Annotated in this window: 12 protein-coding genes; 3 read left to right on the top strand and 9 right to left on the bottom strand. The window is 59.8% G+C overall.

Going from position 1 to position 12,898, the window contains the following annotated elements; all coding sequences use genetic code 11:
- Nucleotides 1–51: 51 nt before the first annotated feature.
- Both HGP12_RS26125 and HGP12_RS26120 read right to left on the bottom strand, forming a co-directional pair.
- A complete protein-coding gene (locus HGP12_RS26125; protein ID WP_168841886.1) occupies nt 52–1,053 on the bottom strand; it encodes an NADP-dependent oxidoreductase in 1,002 nt (333 codons plus the stop codon).
- A 40-nt stretch (nt 1,054–1,093) separates the two neighbouring features.
- The gene (locus HGP12_RS26120; protein ID WP_168841887.1) at nt 1,094–1,909 is read right to left on the bottom strand and encodes an oxidoreductase; all 816 of its coding nucleotides are present in this window, start codon (nt 1,907–1,909) and stop codon (nt 1,094–1,096) included.
- 89 nt (nt 1,910–1,998) lie between these two features.
- On the opposite strand from HGP12_RS26120, the gene HGP12_RS26115 reads away from it, so the two are divergent.
- The gene (locus HGP12_RS26115; protein WP_168841888.1) at nt 1,999–2,430 is read left to right on the top strand and encodes a helix-turn-helix domain-containing protein; all 432 of its coding nucleotides are present in this window, start codon (nt 1,999–2,001) and stop codon (nt 2,428–2,430) included.
- Between the two features lie 69 nt (nt 2,431–2,499).
- Here the strand turns inward: HGP12_RS26115 and HGP12_RS26110 are convergent, their stop codons facing one another.
- The 6 genes from HGP12_RS26110 to HGP12_RS26085 all read right to left on the bottom strand — a co-directional run bounded on the left by HGP12_RS26110 (nt 2,500) and on the right by HGP12_RS26085 (nt 9,193).
- Nucleotides 2,500–3,261, bottom strand: a complete 762-nt coding sequence (locus HGP12_RS26110; protein WP_168841889.1) for a M48 family metallopeptidase — start codon at nt 3,259–3,261, stop codon at nt 2,500–2,502.
- 191 nt (nt 3,262–3,452) lie between these two features.
- Entirely contained in the window at nt 3,453–3,890 is a 438-nt protein-coding gene (locus HGP12_RS26105; RefSeq protein ID WP_168841890.1) for a DUF2852 domain-containing protein, read from the bottom strand.
- Between the two features lie 321 nt (nt 3,891–4,211).
- Entirely contained in the window at nt 4,212–5,489 is a 1,278-nt protein-coding gene (locus HGP12_RS26100) for a polyhydroxyalkanoate depolymerase (protein ID WP_168841891.1), read from the bottom strand.
- Between the two features lie 294 nt (nt 5,490–5,783).
- Nucleotides 5,784–6,626 carry a fumarylacetoacetate hydrolase family protein gene (locus HGP12_RS26095; RefSeq protein ID WP_168841892.1) on the bottom strand — a complete coding sequence of 281 codons (843 nt, stop codon included), beginning with the start codon at nt 6,624–6,626 and terminating at the stop codon, nt 5,784–5,786.
- 131 nt (nt 6,627–6,757) lie between these two features.
- Complete coding sequence (locus tag HGP12_RS26090) at nt 6,758–8,176, bottom strand: pyridoxal-dependent decarboxylase (protein WP_168841893.1); 1,419 nt, start codon at nt 8,174–8,176, stop codon at nt 6,758–6,760.
- A gap of 63 nt (nt 8,177–8,239) precedes the next feature.
- The gene (locus HGP12_RS26085) at nt 8,240–9,193 is read right to left on the bottom strand and encodes a glutathione S-transferase family protein (protein WP_168841894.1); all 954 of its coding nucleotides are present in this window, start codon (nt 9,191–9,193) and stop codon (nt 8,240–8,242) included.
- Between the two features lie 176 nt (nt 9,194–9,369).
- On the opposite strand from HGP12_RS26085, the gene HGP12_RS26080 reads away from it, so the two are divergent.
- Together HGP12_RS26080 and HGP12_RS26075 are read left to right on the top strand one after the other, a co-directional pair.
- Nucleotides 9,370–9,669: a DUF2218 domain-containing protein gene (locus HGP12_RS26080; RefSeq protein WP_168841895.1), complete on the top strand. Its 300-nt coding sequence runs from the start codon at nt 9,370–9,372 to the stop codon at nt 9,667–9,669.
- A gap of 82 nt (nt 9,670–9,751) precedes the next feature.
- Complete coding sequence (locus HGP12_RS26075; protein WP_168841896.1) at nt 9,752–10,351, top strand: nitroreductase family protein; 600 nt, start codon at nt 9,752–9,754, stop codon at nt 10,349–10,351.
- Nucleotides 10,352–10,416: 65 nt separating this feature from the next.
- Here HGP12_RS26075 and gyrB read toward each other — a convergent pair whose 3' ends face one another.
- Nucleotides 10,417–12,852, bottom strand: a complete 2,436-nt coding sequence (gene gyrB, locus HGP12_RS26070) for a DNA topoisomerase (ATP-hydrolyzing) subunit B (RefSeq protein WP_168841897.1) — start codon at nt 12,850–12,852, stop codon at nt 10,417–10,419.
- Between the last annotated feature and the right edge of the window lie 46 nt (nt 12,853–12,898).

The raw sequence follows: 12,898 nt of genomic DNA, 5'->3' as shown, positions 1-12,898 counted from the left end.
GTTTTTCGGCCTGAGCCCCACGCGGTGGCCTTCTGAAACAACAGTTCGCGCTCACTTCACGGCAATCACGACCTTGCCCTTGGCGCGACCGGTCTCAGCATAAGCCAGCGCCTCATTCGTGCTCTGGAACGGGAAGACCCGATCAACGACTGCTCTCATGACCCCTGCTTCTATCAACGAGGTGATCTTGCCGAGCTGCCCGCCATTCGCGGTCATGAAGAGGAACGAATAGCTGACGCCGTGACGTTTTGATTTTCTACGAATGCCGGAGCTCAGCAGCCCCATGAGCTGCTGAAGCAACCATCCGGAACCATTCTGCCTGGCAAATGCCGCATCCGGCGGACCGGAAATCGATATGAGCTTTCCACCGGGCTTCAGGACGCGAAGCGATTTCTCCAGCGTGTCCTTGCCAAGGCTGTTCAAAACGACGTCATATCCCTGCAGTACCTTCTCGAAATCGTCCTTCTTATAGTCGACGACCACATCCGCGCCGAGACTTTTGACGAGATCGACATTGGCAGTGCTCGTCGTCGTCGCAACATGCGCTCCGAGGTATTTGGCGAGCTGAATGGCAACCGTCCCCACGCCGCCGGAGCCAGCGTGGATAAGTACCTTTTGCCCTTTCTTCAGATTTGCCCGCTCAACGAGCACCTGCCAGGCGGTCAATGCAACGAGAGGCAAAGACGCTGCCTCTTCCATCGTCAGGTTCTGCGGCTTCATTGCCACATCCGCCTCGTTCATCGCGATGAACTCCGCGAACGTGCCGATGCGATCCTGGGCCGGACGCGCATACACTTCGTCGCCGGGCTTAAAGCCGCGGACCCTGGAGCCGACTCGGACCACGACCCCAGCGACATCGTTGCCGAGGATCAGCGGTAGCCTATAGGGCAGGATGACTTTGAACTCGCCATTCCTGATCTTGGCATCCAGGATGTTCACGCTGGCGGCATGGATCTGGACCAGGACATCATGTTCCCGCAACTCCGGCTCGGGTACTGTACCAAGTCGCAGAGTGCCGCCTTTTGTATAGCGATCGATCAGGAATGCCTTCATGAGTCATAGCTTTCTTCTTCTGAGGTTACGGTGGCGGAGATCAAGCGGGAAGTCTGTTAAATTTGCGAAGGCTCTTGTCGACCAATGATTCGGGCAGGAACCGGCGCAGGAAGCGGACCTGTCTTGCCGCATTGCCTGCAGTATAGCGCCTCTTGGGTGAAGCGGCGTTGGCGGCTTTGACCACAATGGCGGCGACCACCTCCGGCGCATCCCCTGTCTCGACGATTTCTCGCATCAGCTTCTCAGCGTCGGCGCGAGCCGCATCGTACGGAAGGAGCGGCCGATCCGGCCGCGTGATGTTCTCTTCGAAGGATGTTCGGGTGACACCCGGTTCGACGAGAACGACGCGAATGCCCAGCGTGCGGACTTCATGGTCGAGGGATTCGGAATAGCCCTCGATCGCATGCTTCGTCGATGCATAGAGAGCGTTGAAGGGAGCGGGAATCAGCCCAAGTATAGAGCTCATATTGACGATCCTGCCTTTTCGCTGGCGTCGCATGACAGGCAGGGCAGCATTCGTCATCCGCAGGACACCGAACACGTTCACGTCGAAAAGAGCCCTCGCCTGCACCGCGGAGGATTCCTCCGCGCCGCCAAGCAATCCAATCCCGGCATTGTTAACGAGCAGATCGATCCGTCCCGCGGTGACCAGTATCTCATCAACTGCTTGCTGCACGGATTCGTCGTCAGTGACGTCGCAGACCAGCATTGTCACGCCTGCAGGAGCGGCGACCATCGGCTTCCGGCTGGTTCCAAATACCCTATATCCATCGCGCTGCAACGCCAGTGCGGTCACCAGCCCAATGCCGGAAGAAGCGCCCGTGACCAGGGCGACGCCGCGTTCTGTCTTGCTCATCGGTTTCAGCTTTCATTTTGACATGGAACATCGATGGACATTCTGTTACTATCAAATCCGTAGTAAGTCACTATCAAAAAGATATCGACATGAAGAATCTTTCAAACCAGCCTTGCCTGATTGCCCGCAGCCTTGCACTGGTGGGAGACGCGTGGAGCATGCTGATCATGCGAGACGCCCATGCGGGGCTCACTCGCTTCGACGAGTTTCGCAAGAGCCTTGGCATCGCGCCGACGATGCTGACCGCTCGACTAGCCGCGCTTACGGGAGACGGTCTGCTGGAGAAACGCCGCTACTCCGAGCGGCCTCCGCGCGATGAATACGTGCTGACTGCGGCCGGACAGGACTTTCTGCCGGTCTTGTTTGCGATTGGCGCATGGGGGCGAAAGCATCGCTCAAGCGACGGGGTGACCCGGTTCTTTGACGCTGAAACTGGTAGTGAGATCGACCCCATTACCATTGATCGTGCGACCGGCGCCCCGATCGGAACACGTCCCATCCGCATTGTCGCACCTGAATGAACCGTTCCGTGTGCGAGGGGCAAAGGCCTTAGGCGGGGTAACATGTCTCTGTCGGCCCAAGTAGCCTTCTCAATCGAAATCGATCGCGTGCAGCTGGCTGCCATGGCGCTTCAGCCAGGCCTTGGCCTCGTCCATGTCGGGGCAGAGCTTGCGACAGAGCGCCCAGAAGCGCGGGCCGTGGTTCATTTCGCGCAAATGCGCGACCTCGTGGGCGGCGAGGTAATCGATGACCAGCGGCGGCGCCATGACGATGCGCCAGGAAAAGCTCAGATTTCCCTGAGAGGAACAGGAACCCCAGCGGCTGCGGGTATCCTTCATGGCGATGGAGGTGACCGTGGCGCGGATGGACTTGGCATGCACCGCCACGAGTTTTTCCAGATCGGCGCGGGCCTCCTTCTTCAGGAAGGTCGCGATGCGGCGGCCGGCATGTTCCGGCATTCCGCTGACGCGCAGCACCGGAACGCCCTCGACGACGATAGCTTCGGTCAGGCCGCGCAGGCTGCCCGTATGCTCGATGCGGTGACGCACGCCACGCAGGAGGATTTCGCTGCCGCTGCGCAGGCCGTTGTCGACAGTAAACCTCGCCAGCTTGGTCAGAAGCCAACCCTGGTGCCGGTCGAGAAAGGCGTTGACCTCGCGGGCGGCAAGGCCGCGCGGAATGGTCATCTTCAGCGATCGCCCGCCGGGCTCGATCCTAAGCGTTATGCGCGTCGCCCGCTCATGCTGGCGGATCGTCAGCGGCATCAGCCGGCCGGCGACATCGAGGGTGCGCGTTTCCGGCGCGGGCGGCTTGGCCGGCGGTTTGCGGGATCTGGAGAGCAGCGGAAACATGAGGCAGTTTTATATGATTCGCCAAAGCGCGTCGCAATCTTTCAGATTCGCTCCGTGCGCTTTGGTCTTTGATTTACGCATGTCGTTATCGCAAAACCGCTGCGCATTTTTGCGCGACTTGCTTTGCGGTTTCTGCCAAAGAAAAACCGGCATCGAACGATGCCGGTTTTGACCTCGTGACGGAACTTCCGTCACGGCGTCTGGAATTCAGTCGGCGAGCCGCCATTGTCATTGCGCTTGACGCTGTTGCGCTCGCGCATGAAGCGGTCGAACTCTTCCTGGTCCTTGGCACGGCGCAGCTCGCGGGCATAGGTGTCGAACTCGGCACGCATCTCGTCGAGCTTGCGGCGCTCCTCTTCGAGGCGCTCGAGTTCAGCCTTGCGCCAATCGTCGAAGGCGACGTTACCGGTGGAGAAGGAATGGCGGTGACGGCCGCGATGACGGCCGCAGCCGGCGAACATGCCGTCGGTTCTTTCATTCACGTCCCGTTTGAAATCCCGCAAACGTTCTCCGAAGAGAATATAGGCGAGCATGGCGAAGCCCAGCGGCCAGAAGACCACGAAGCCGAGCACCATCAGGGCAATAGTAGCCGGAGTCCAATCCGGGCGAAGCAATGCAGATTGGTTCATTGTCAGGTATCCTCGCACGGCGCATTGCCCCTCGACCGACAGCGATCGATGGAAAGGCTTCTGCGCGGTTTTTAAAGCTCTACCTGCATCTCAGCGCGTTCCAAGGACGCGCGGCGCGGTAAACGGCCCGACATCTCTGCGGTACCGCTGGAATCGAGATGGTAACCTCTTCGTGAGGCTTCAATGGCATCGCCAGGCGGAATCGGACAAGTGTTTGAATCCGCCAGATTAATTCAACAAAAGCTAATAGTTTGCGCTGCCGGGGCGGCTTGGCTTCCCATCCGCAGTCCGGTCGCGCTATCTATTTGATTTTATGTGCTCTCAGGCAGATTTTCCGCCCTTGATGACCCTCTTGACGATTGGCCTGCCGGTGCGGGCATGCTCGCGCGTGAAGGCCAGAATGCGCGGCGCGATTTCGCGGCGGAAGCGCGAGCCGTTGAAGACCCCGTAATGGCCGACATCCGGCTGCAGATAGTGCATGCGCATGTGCTCTGGGATGTTGGTGCAGATTGTCTGCGCCGCATGGGTCTGGCCGACGCCGGAAATATCGTCGTTCTCGCCTTCGACGGTCAGCAACGCGATGTTGCGGATGGCGGAGGGATCGACGCGCTCGCCATGATGCATGAGTTCGCCCTTGGGCAGCGCATGCTTGATGAACACCTGATCGACGGTCTGCAGATAGAATTCCGCCGTCAGATCCATGACGGCCAGATATTCGTCATAGAAATCGCGGTGCTTCTCAGCCGGCTCGCCGTCATTCTTGACGAGATGGACGAAAAAGTCCTTGTGGGCGATCATATGGCGATCGAGGTTCATCGACATGAAGCCGGAAAGCTGCAGGAAGCCGGGATAGACTGGCCGCATAAAGCCCGGCTGCGGCCAGGGCACGTTCATGACGACATTGTCGGCAAACCATTCCAGCGGCTTTTCCTTGGCGAGCTGGTTGACGGCGGTCGGGTTGATGCGGGTGTCGATCGGGCCTCCCATCAGCGTCATCGACGAAGGCGCCAGGCGGTCGCCCGCCGCTTCCATCACGGCGGCGGCCGCCAGGACAGGCACCGAGGGCTGACAGACGGCGACCACATGCGTATCCGGCCCGAGATGATGCAATATTTCGATGACGTAATCGATATAGTCCTCCAGATCGAAAGTGCCATCGGTCATCGGCACCATGCGGGCATCGATCCAGTCAGTGATGTAGATATCGGCGCCCGGCAGCAGGGCTTCCACCGTGCCGCGCAGCAGCGTGGCATAATGGCCCGACATCGGCGCGACGATCAGGATGCGGGGATCCGCCCCATGGCCGGCGGGCAGGCTGCGCTCGAAATGGATGAGATTGCAGAACGGCTTCTTCCAGACGATCTTCTCATGCACCGAGACCGGCTTGTCCTCAATCGTCGTCTCATGCAGCCCGAATTGCGGCTTGCCGTAGCGCCTGGTCGTGCGCTCGAAAACCTCGAGGCTGGCCGTTAAGGTGCGGCCGAAGACGGTGTGCGAAAGAGGATTAAGCGGATTGGCATAGGCCAGGCGCATCATGTCCGCAGCAGCGCGAAAAGGGGCGAGAGCGGCATGATTGAGTTCGTAAAACTGATAAAACATGGGGGCTTTACCTTTCGTGATGCGGGTATGCGACCACGCAAATCACCTAAATCATTAAAACGCACGCGCCTTGCGTGTCGCTATCTTCGCTGTGGCGCTTCTCCAGTCGCCCTGCGCAGCAGGATGATCGCGGCTCCTCTGCGCCTCATCCTTTAAGCTCTTACTATCCAACCTAGCAGCTTTTGCTGCAGAGCAACATAACGGCTGCCGATTCTTCCTGTAAAAAACGCCGGAGAATCGCTTCTCCGGCATCAACAATGATCTCAAAAAGTTAAAGTTCCCGAGCTTTACGCGTCATGCGTCAGCCAGGAAGGTCTGCCGCTGGGAGCCCAGGCCTTCCATGCCGAGTTCGACGACATCGCCCGGCTTGAGATATTGCGGCGGCTTCATGCCCATGCCGACGCCGGGTGGCGTGCCGGTGGAAATGACATCGCCCGGGTGCAGCGACATGAACTGGCTGAGATAGGATACGAGGTAGGCTACGCCATAGACCATGGTCCTGGTCGAACCGTTCTGCATCATCTTGCCGTTGACCTTGAGCCACATGCCGAGATTCTGCGGATCGGCAATCTCGTCCTTGGTGACGAGCCAGGGGCCGATCGGGCCGAAGGTGTCGCAGGACTTGCCCTTGGTCCATTGCCCCGAGCGCTCGGTCTGGAAGGCGCGTTCGGATACGTCGTGCGAGACGCAGTAACCGGCGACATACTCCAGCGCATCGGCTTCGCTGACATATTTCGCCTTCTTGCCGATGACGACGCCGAGCTCGACCTCCCAATCGGTCTTTTCCGAGCCGCGTGGGATCAGCACGTTGTCGTTCGGGCCGACAATGGCCGAGCTTGCCTTCATGAAGATGATCGGCTCGGGCGGCACGGTGGCGCCGGTTTCGGCAGCATGGTCGGAGAAATTTAGGCCGATGCAGATGAACTTGCCCGTGCCGGCAACGCAGGCGCCAAGGCGGCCTTCCGTCAGTTCGGGCAGGCTCTTCGGATCGAGGGCTGCAATCTTTGCCAGACCGGCGGGCGAAATGGCCTCGCCGCCGATATCGGCGACATGGGCGGAGAGATCGCGGATCTTGCCGTCGCTATCCAGAAGCGCCGGCTTTTCCTTGCCGACTTCGCCAACACGCAACAATTTCATGGATTTTCCTTCCCTGCATTTTCAAAGACGAAATTGATAACATCATATATGAACGAATTATTCACCAGTGTCATCAATCGATTTCGGAGCATAACACGTCTTGTCTGCCCGCGGCGGAACAACAACTTTTCCTATGCGGACGGCAAAGATCGTGCGATTTCAACGATCGTGACGAAGGCCATATCGACATCTTCCGCCGTCGTCTCGAACTGTCCGGCCTGAAAGCGAATGACTAATCGACCGCCCACCCGCGTCTGCGTCAGATAAATGCGCCCATCATTGTTGATGGCGGCGATCAGACGCTGAGTATGATTTTCCTGATCAGCGCCGGCGGGCGCTTTGTGGTCGAAAGAGAAGAGCGACAGGAACGGCTGGGTGACGATCTCGAAATCCGGCTCGGCGGCCAGACGCCTTGCCAGGGTCTCGGACCAGCCGACATGGTTGCGGATCATCGTCCGCAAGCCTTCGAGCCCGTGATAGCGCAGTAGGAACCACAGCTTCAGCGCACGGAAGCGGCGGCCGAGCGGCACCGACCATTCGGAATAATTGGTAATGCCATCATGGCCGTGGGTACGCAGAAATTCCGGATGGATTGCCAGCGTGCGCACCAGGGATTCCGGCTCGCAGATGAACTGGACCGAACAATCGAACTGAGCGCCAAGCCATTTATGCGGATTGAAGACGATGGAATCAGCCTTCTCGACGCCTTGCCATAGCGTCCGGAATTCCGGGCAGATCATTGCGGAGCCTGCCCAGGCAGCGTCGACATGCACATAAAGTCCATAACGGTGCGCGACTTCGACAACTGCGGCGATATCGTCGCAAGCACCGATGCTGGTGCCGCCGACACAGGCGATCACGCCGGCCGGCAGCAGGCCCGCTGCGCGATCTCGCTCGATCGCGGTCGCGAGCGCCTGCGTATCCATGGCGCTATTGGGGCCGCCAGAGGGAATGCGGACAAGGTTCTCCGCGCCGACGCCGGATATCCAGATGGCTCGATCGATCGAGGTGTGGACCTGATCGGTGGAATAGATTCGCACCGCCTTGTTCGCCGCGAGGCCTTGGCTGTTGCCCCGCCAATCGAGCGCCCTTTCCCGCATGACCAGAACGGCTGCAAGCGTTGCCGTCGAGGCGGAATCCTGGATGACGCCGGTGAAGCGGCTGGGGAGGCCAAGGGCCTGGCGCAGCCAGTCGACCACCTTGGTTTCCAGCTCGGTCGCCGAGGGCGATGTCTGCCACAGCATGCATTGGGCAGCGATGGCGCTGACCAGATATTCGGCGATCACCGAGACGGGAGCAGCATTGGCGGGAAAATAGGCGAAGAAGCGTGGATGCTGCCAATGCGTCATGCCGGGGACGAGGATATCCTCAAAATCCTTGAAGATATCCTCCATGGCTTCGCCTGTTACCGGCGGGGAGTCCGCGATGCGGGCGGCGATTTCTCCCGGCGCTATCTTCGCCCGGACCGGCCTGTCGCGAAGCGATGCGCGATAATCCGCGCCCCAATGCGCCGCCTTCTCCGACCACTGCCGGAACTGCTCCCAATCCATGACGGTCCTCCCTGCTCCATCGAACGGGCGGACCTTAGACCGGTTTTGGTACCCGGTCGAGTATCAGAACAGCTCGTCGAGGGCAGGCCCCAGCGGCACGATGCCTGTGGGATTGAGCGTCGCTATCGAGTAGTAGCCGCGCTTGATATGATCGAAGCTGACCGTTTCCGCAATCCCCGGCCAATCAAGCATGCGACGGCAGAAGGATTGGAGATTGGCATAGTCGGACAGGCGGCGGAGATTGCATTTGAACAGGCCGTAATAGGCGACATCGAAGCGGACGAGGGTGACGAACAGCCTGATATCGCTTTCCGTGGGATTGTCGGCAAAGAGGAATGTCTTGCCCTCCAGTTCCGCCTCCACCCGATCGAGACAGGCGAATACTTCGTTGAAGGCATCTTCATAGGCGACCTGCGTCGTGGCAAAGCCGGCGCGATAGACGCCATTGTTGAGAGCGGGATAGATCCGGGCATTGAGACGGTCGATCTCTTCCCGCTTGCCGGCCGGATAAAGATCGATGTCGTTGCGAGCCAGATCACCAAAACCGTCGTTCAACATGCGCAGGATGTCAGCCGACTCATTGTTGACGATCGTGCCGGTTCGCTTGTCCCACAGCACCGGGACGGTGGCGCGGCCGGTGAAATGAGGATCGGCCTTCGTGTAGATCTCGTGCATGTAGGTGACGCCATGGACGGCGTCATTCGTGGCACCGGGATAATCGCCAAAACGCCAACCCTGCTTGGAAAGCACCGGTTCGACGACCGAAACGGAAATAACGTCCTCCAGCCCCTTCAGCTTGCGGCCGATCAGGGTGCGCGACGCCCAGGGGCAGATCAGCGCGACATAGAGGTGATAGCGGCCGGCCTCCGCTTTGAAACCGCTCTCGCCCGTCTGCCCCGTTCGGCCATCGGGCGTTACCCAATTCCGAAAGCTCGAGGTCTGGCGGACGAAGCCGCCCTTCTCATCCTTGGCCTGGACCGGCTGCCAATCCTCGGTCCATTTTCCATTTACCAGCAAGGCTGCATCTCCACTCGCACCTGTTCCTTCATAAGGACACCATAGCGGAACAGAATTTCACCGGAATAACGCAAACTTGAAACAGACTGTCTACCTGGAGGATGCGGATGGCTCTATGTATGAAAAGTGCTGACTGAGATCAGGTTTTGCGATCAGGCTTATTGGAGCATCATCCCATGGCGACATCCGTTTCCAACGTTAAAACCGATCATGCCAGCCGCTATCTCCAACAGCTCTGCAAGCACTGGAGCCATCGCTTCAGCGTGGAATTCGATGCGGCGGCCGGCAAGGTGCCCTTCAGCCCGGAAAACTCCCTCGATCTGGCGGCCAAGCCCGGCCTCTTGGTCATGACGCTGACGGTCGAGAAGCCTGAAGATCTCGAGCGCATGCAGAACGTCGTCGCCGATCATCTCAAGCGCTTTGCTTTTCGCGAAGAGCTCGACGTGGCCTGGACTGCCGGTGCGGCCAGAGTATAGGTTCCCATCCCGTGTTCATAGCCAGCCAACGGACCGCTTCCAGCGGCCCGCGGGCTAGCCCTCCCTGACGAAAGAAGCTCCCATGACATCCAGCAACAGCCGCGAATCCCAATACCCGATCGACAAGCTCTTTCTCGATCGCTGGTCTCCCCGCGCCTATTCCAATGAAACCATGCCGGAAGCCGACCTGCTGACCATTCTGGAAGCGGCGCACTGGGCACCCTCCGCCTCGAACCTGCAGCCCTGGCGCTTTCTTTATGCGCTGCGTGGCTCGGAACACTGGGACAGGTTCCTGAGCGTCCTGATCGACTTCAATCAGGGCTGGGTGAAATCCGCGGCCGCCCTGCTTTTCGTCATCTCGCGCACTCATAACGGCGAGCTTGGTTCGGCCGAGCAGAAGCCCAGCTACAGCCATTCCTTCGATGCAGGAACCGCATGGGGCTTCCTGGCAATCCAGGCGCATCTAGCCGGCTATGAAGCCCATGGCATGACCGGCTTCCATGTCGAAAAATCCTATGAGGTCCTCGGCATTCCCGAAGGCTTTCGCGTCGAAGCCGCCGTCGCGATCGGTAAGGTCGGCGACAAAAACCAGCTTCCGGAAAAGCTGCGCGAGCGCGAAGTGCCGAGCCAGCGCAATCCGCTTTCGGGGCTCGCCTTCAACGGCACCTTTATCGCCAAGTAATTGATAAAAATGGAAAAGGCCCACCAGACAGCCGGCGGGCCTTTTTCATGATGTTCGGCAACTGATCAGATGTCGAGATTGGCGACGTTCAGTGCGTTATCCTGAATGAACTCGCGCCGCGGCTCGACTTCGTCGCCCATGAGCCGGGCAAACAGCCCGTCAGCATCGGTGGCATCCGTGACCTTCACCTGCAGCAACGTGCGGACGTTCGGATCGAGCGTCGTTTCCCAGAGCTGCTCGGCATTCATTTCGCCGAGGCCTTTGTAGCGCTGCAGCGTCAAGCCCTTGCGTCCCCCCGCGAAGATCATATCCAGCAGCATGCGCGGACCGGAAATCTCCTTCTCGCCATCGCGGCGAACGAGCTTCGGCGGGGTCTGGTAGACTTCCTTCAGGCGAGAGCCCAACTGATCGATGAGGCGGGCATCCTGCGAGCCGATGAGCGCCAGGTCGAGGAAGACGACTTCCTTGACGCCACGCACCGTGCGCTCGAAGCGCAGACCGCCCTCGTCCGTCACGGCACCGCTCCAGCCGCGCTCGGTTTCCTCGGCGATGACGTCAAGCCGCTTGGCAACATCATTCACCAGCGCTTCGGCACGTGCGGAATCGCTGACCATTTCGGCATTGAGTGCGCCGGCGATCGATGCCTGTTCGACGACGGAGCGATTGTAGCGGGAATGCAGATTGTCGATCAGGGTGCGCAGTCGCAGCGCATCGTAGATCGCCTCGCGCAGATCGTGGCCGGCGCGAACTTCGCCATTGCCAAGATGCAGGCTTGCATCCTCGGTGCCCTGGCCGATCAGATATTCCTCGAGCGCCTTCTCATCCTTGACATACTGCACCGACTTGCCGCGCGTCACCTTATAGAGCGGCGGCTGGGCGATATAGAGGTGACCACGCTCGATGAGATCGGGCATCTGGCGGAAGAAGAAGGTCAAGAGCAGCGTACGAATATGCGCGCCGTCGACGTCTGCGTCCGTCATGATGATGATCTTGTGATAACGCAGCTTCTCGGCGTTGAATTCGTCCTTGCCGATGCCGGTGCCGAGCGCGGTGATCAGCGTGCCGATTTCCTGGCTCGACAGCATCTTGTCGAAGCGGGCGCGCTCGACGTTCAGGATCTTGCCGCGCAGCGGCAGGATGGCCTGGTTTTCGCGCGAGCGGCCTTGCTTGGCCGAACCGCCCGCCGAGTCACCCTCGACGAGGAAGACCTCGGATTTGGCAGGATCGCGCTCGGAGCAGTCGGCAAGCTTGCCGGGCAGCGAGGCGATATCCAGCGCACCCTTGCGGCGGGTCAGTTCACGCGCCTTGCGGGCGGCTTCGCGGGCAGCGGCGGCCTCAACGACCTTGCCGACCAGCACCCTGGCTTCGGACGGATGTTCTTCGAGCCAGGTGCCGAGCGCCTCGTTGACCAGGCTTTCGACCACCGGGCGAACCTCGGAGGAAACCAGCTTATCCTTGGTCTGCGACGAAAATTTCGGATCGGGAACCTTGACCGAGAGCACCGCGGTCAGGCCCTCGCGGCAGTCATCGCCGGTCAGCGTCACCTTCTCTTTCTTGGTGATGCCCGATGTATCGGCGTAGGAGGTGATCTGGCGCGTCAAGGCCCCGCGGAAGCCGGCCATATGGGTGCCACCGTCGCGCTGCGGGATGTTGTTGGTGAAGCAGAGCACGTTTTCATGGTAGCTGTCGTTCCACCACATCGCCACTTCGACGGTGATGCCATCCTTCTCGCCGTGGATGGAGACCGGCTTGTCGACCAGCGGCTTCTTGGCGCGGTCGAGATAGGAAACGAAGGCTTCCAGGCCGCCATCATAAAGCATTTCTTCCTGCCTGACGTCGGAATGGCGCTTGTCGGACAGCAGGATGCGGACGCCGGAATTGAGGAAGGCGAGTTCGCGCAGGCGATGCTCCAGGGTGCCGTAGTCGAATTCCGTCATGGTGAAGGTTTCGGTGCTCGGCATGAAGCTGACTTCCGTGCCCGTGGCATCGCCCGCGTCACCGGTCTCCTTTAGCGGCGCATCGGCAACGCCATGGGTGAAGCTCATTTCGTGGATCTTGCCGTGACGGCGGATCTTCAGGCGTAGCCAGACGGAGAGCGCGTTGACGACGGAAACGCCGACGCCATGCAGACCGCCGGACACCTTGTAGGAATTCTGGTCGAACTTGCCGCCGGCGTGAAGCTGGGTCATGATGACTTCAGCCGCCGAAACACCTTCGCCAGTGTGAATAGCCGTCGGAATGCCGCGGCCGTTGTCCGTAACCGTCACCGAGCCATCGGGATTGAGCGTGACCGTCACAATATCGGCATGGCCGGCCAAGGCCTCGTCAATGGCGTTGTCGACGACCTCATAGACCATGTGATGCAGGCCCGAGCCGTCATCCGTATCGCCGATATACATGCCGGGACGCTTGCGCACCGCATCAAGTCCTTTCAGGACCTTGATGGAATCTGCGCCATACTCGGCGTTGCCACCGTTATCGGTTACGGATGTGTCGCTCATATATTGAAGTCTTTCCAGTAGTTTAGAGAACCATGCCGATCCCTAG

This window comes from Rhizobium sp. P28RR-XV (assembly GCF_012641385.1).
In the GTDB taxonomy this organism is placed as follows: Bacteria; Pseudomonadota; Alphaproteobacteria; order Rhizobiales; family Rhizobiaceae; genus Rhizobium.
This window is presented reverse-complemented; position numbering and strand designations above follow the sequence as displayed.

What these genes read in the sequence shown, in the direction of transcription:
- HGP12_RS26125 (WP_168841886.1), bottom strand. Translation starts at nt 1,053, where the DNA reads ATGAAGGCATTCCTGATCGATCGCTATACAAAAGGCGGCACTCTGCGA.
- HGP12_RS26120 (WP_168841887.1), bottom strand. Translation starts at nt 1,909, where the DNA reads ATGAGCAAGACAGAACGCGGCGTCGCCCTGGTCACGGGCGCTTCTTCC.
- HGP12_RS26115 (WP_168841888.1), top strand. Translation starts at nt 1,999, where the DNA reads ATGAAGAATCTTTCAAACCAGCCTTGCCTGATTGCCCGCAGCCTTGCA.
- HGP12_RS26110 (WP_168841889.1), bottom strand. Translation starts at nt 3,261, where the DNA reads ATGTTTCCGCTGCTCTCCAGATCCCGCAAACCGCCGGCCAAGCCGCCC.
- HGP12_RS26105 (WP_168841890.1), bottom strand. Translation starts at nt 3,890, where the DNA reads ATGAACCAATCTGCATTGCTTCGCCCGGATTGGACTCCGGCTACTATT.
- HGP12_RS26100 (WP_168841891.1), bottom strand. Translation starts at nt 5,489, where the DNA reads ATGTTTTATCAGTTTTACGAACTCAATCATGCCGCTCTCGCCCCTTTT.
- HGP12_RS26095 (WP_168841892.1), bottom strand. Translation starts at nt 6,626, where the DNA reads ATGAAATTGTTGCGTGTTGGCGAAGTCGGCAAGGAAAAGCCGGCGCTT.
- HGP12_RS26090 (WP_168841893.1), bottom strand. Translation starts at nt 8,176, where the DNA reads ATGGATTGGGAGCAGTTCCGGCAGTGGTCGGAGAAGGCGGCGCATTGG.
- HGP12_RS26080 (WP_168841895.1), top strand. Translation starts at nt 9,370, where the DNA reads ATGGCGACATCCGTTTCCAACGTTAAAACCGATCATGCCAGCCGCTAT.
- HGP12_RS26075 (WP_168841896.1), top strand. Translation starts at nt 9,752, where the DNA reads ATGACATCCAGCAACAGCCGCGAATCCCAATACCCGATCGACAAGCTC.
- gyrB (WP_168841897.1), bottom strand. Translation starts at nt 12,852, where the DNA reads ATGAGCGACACATCCGTAACCGATAACGGTGGCAACGCCGAGTATGGC.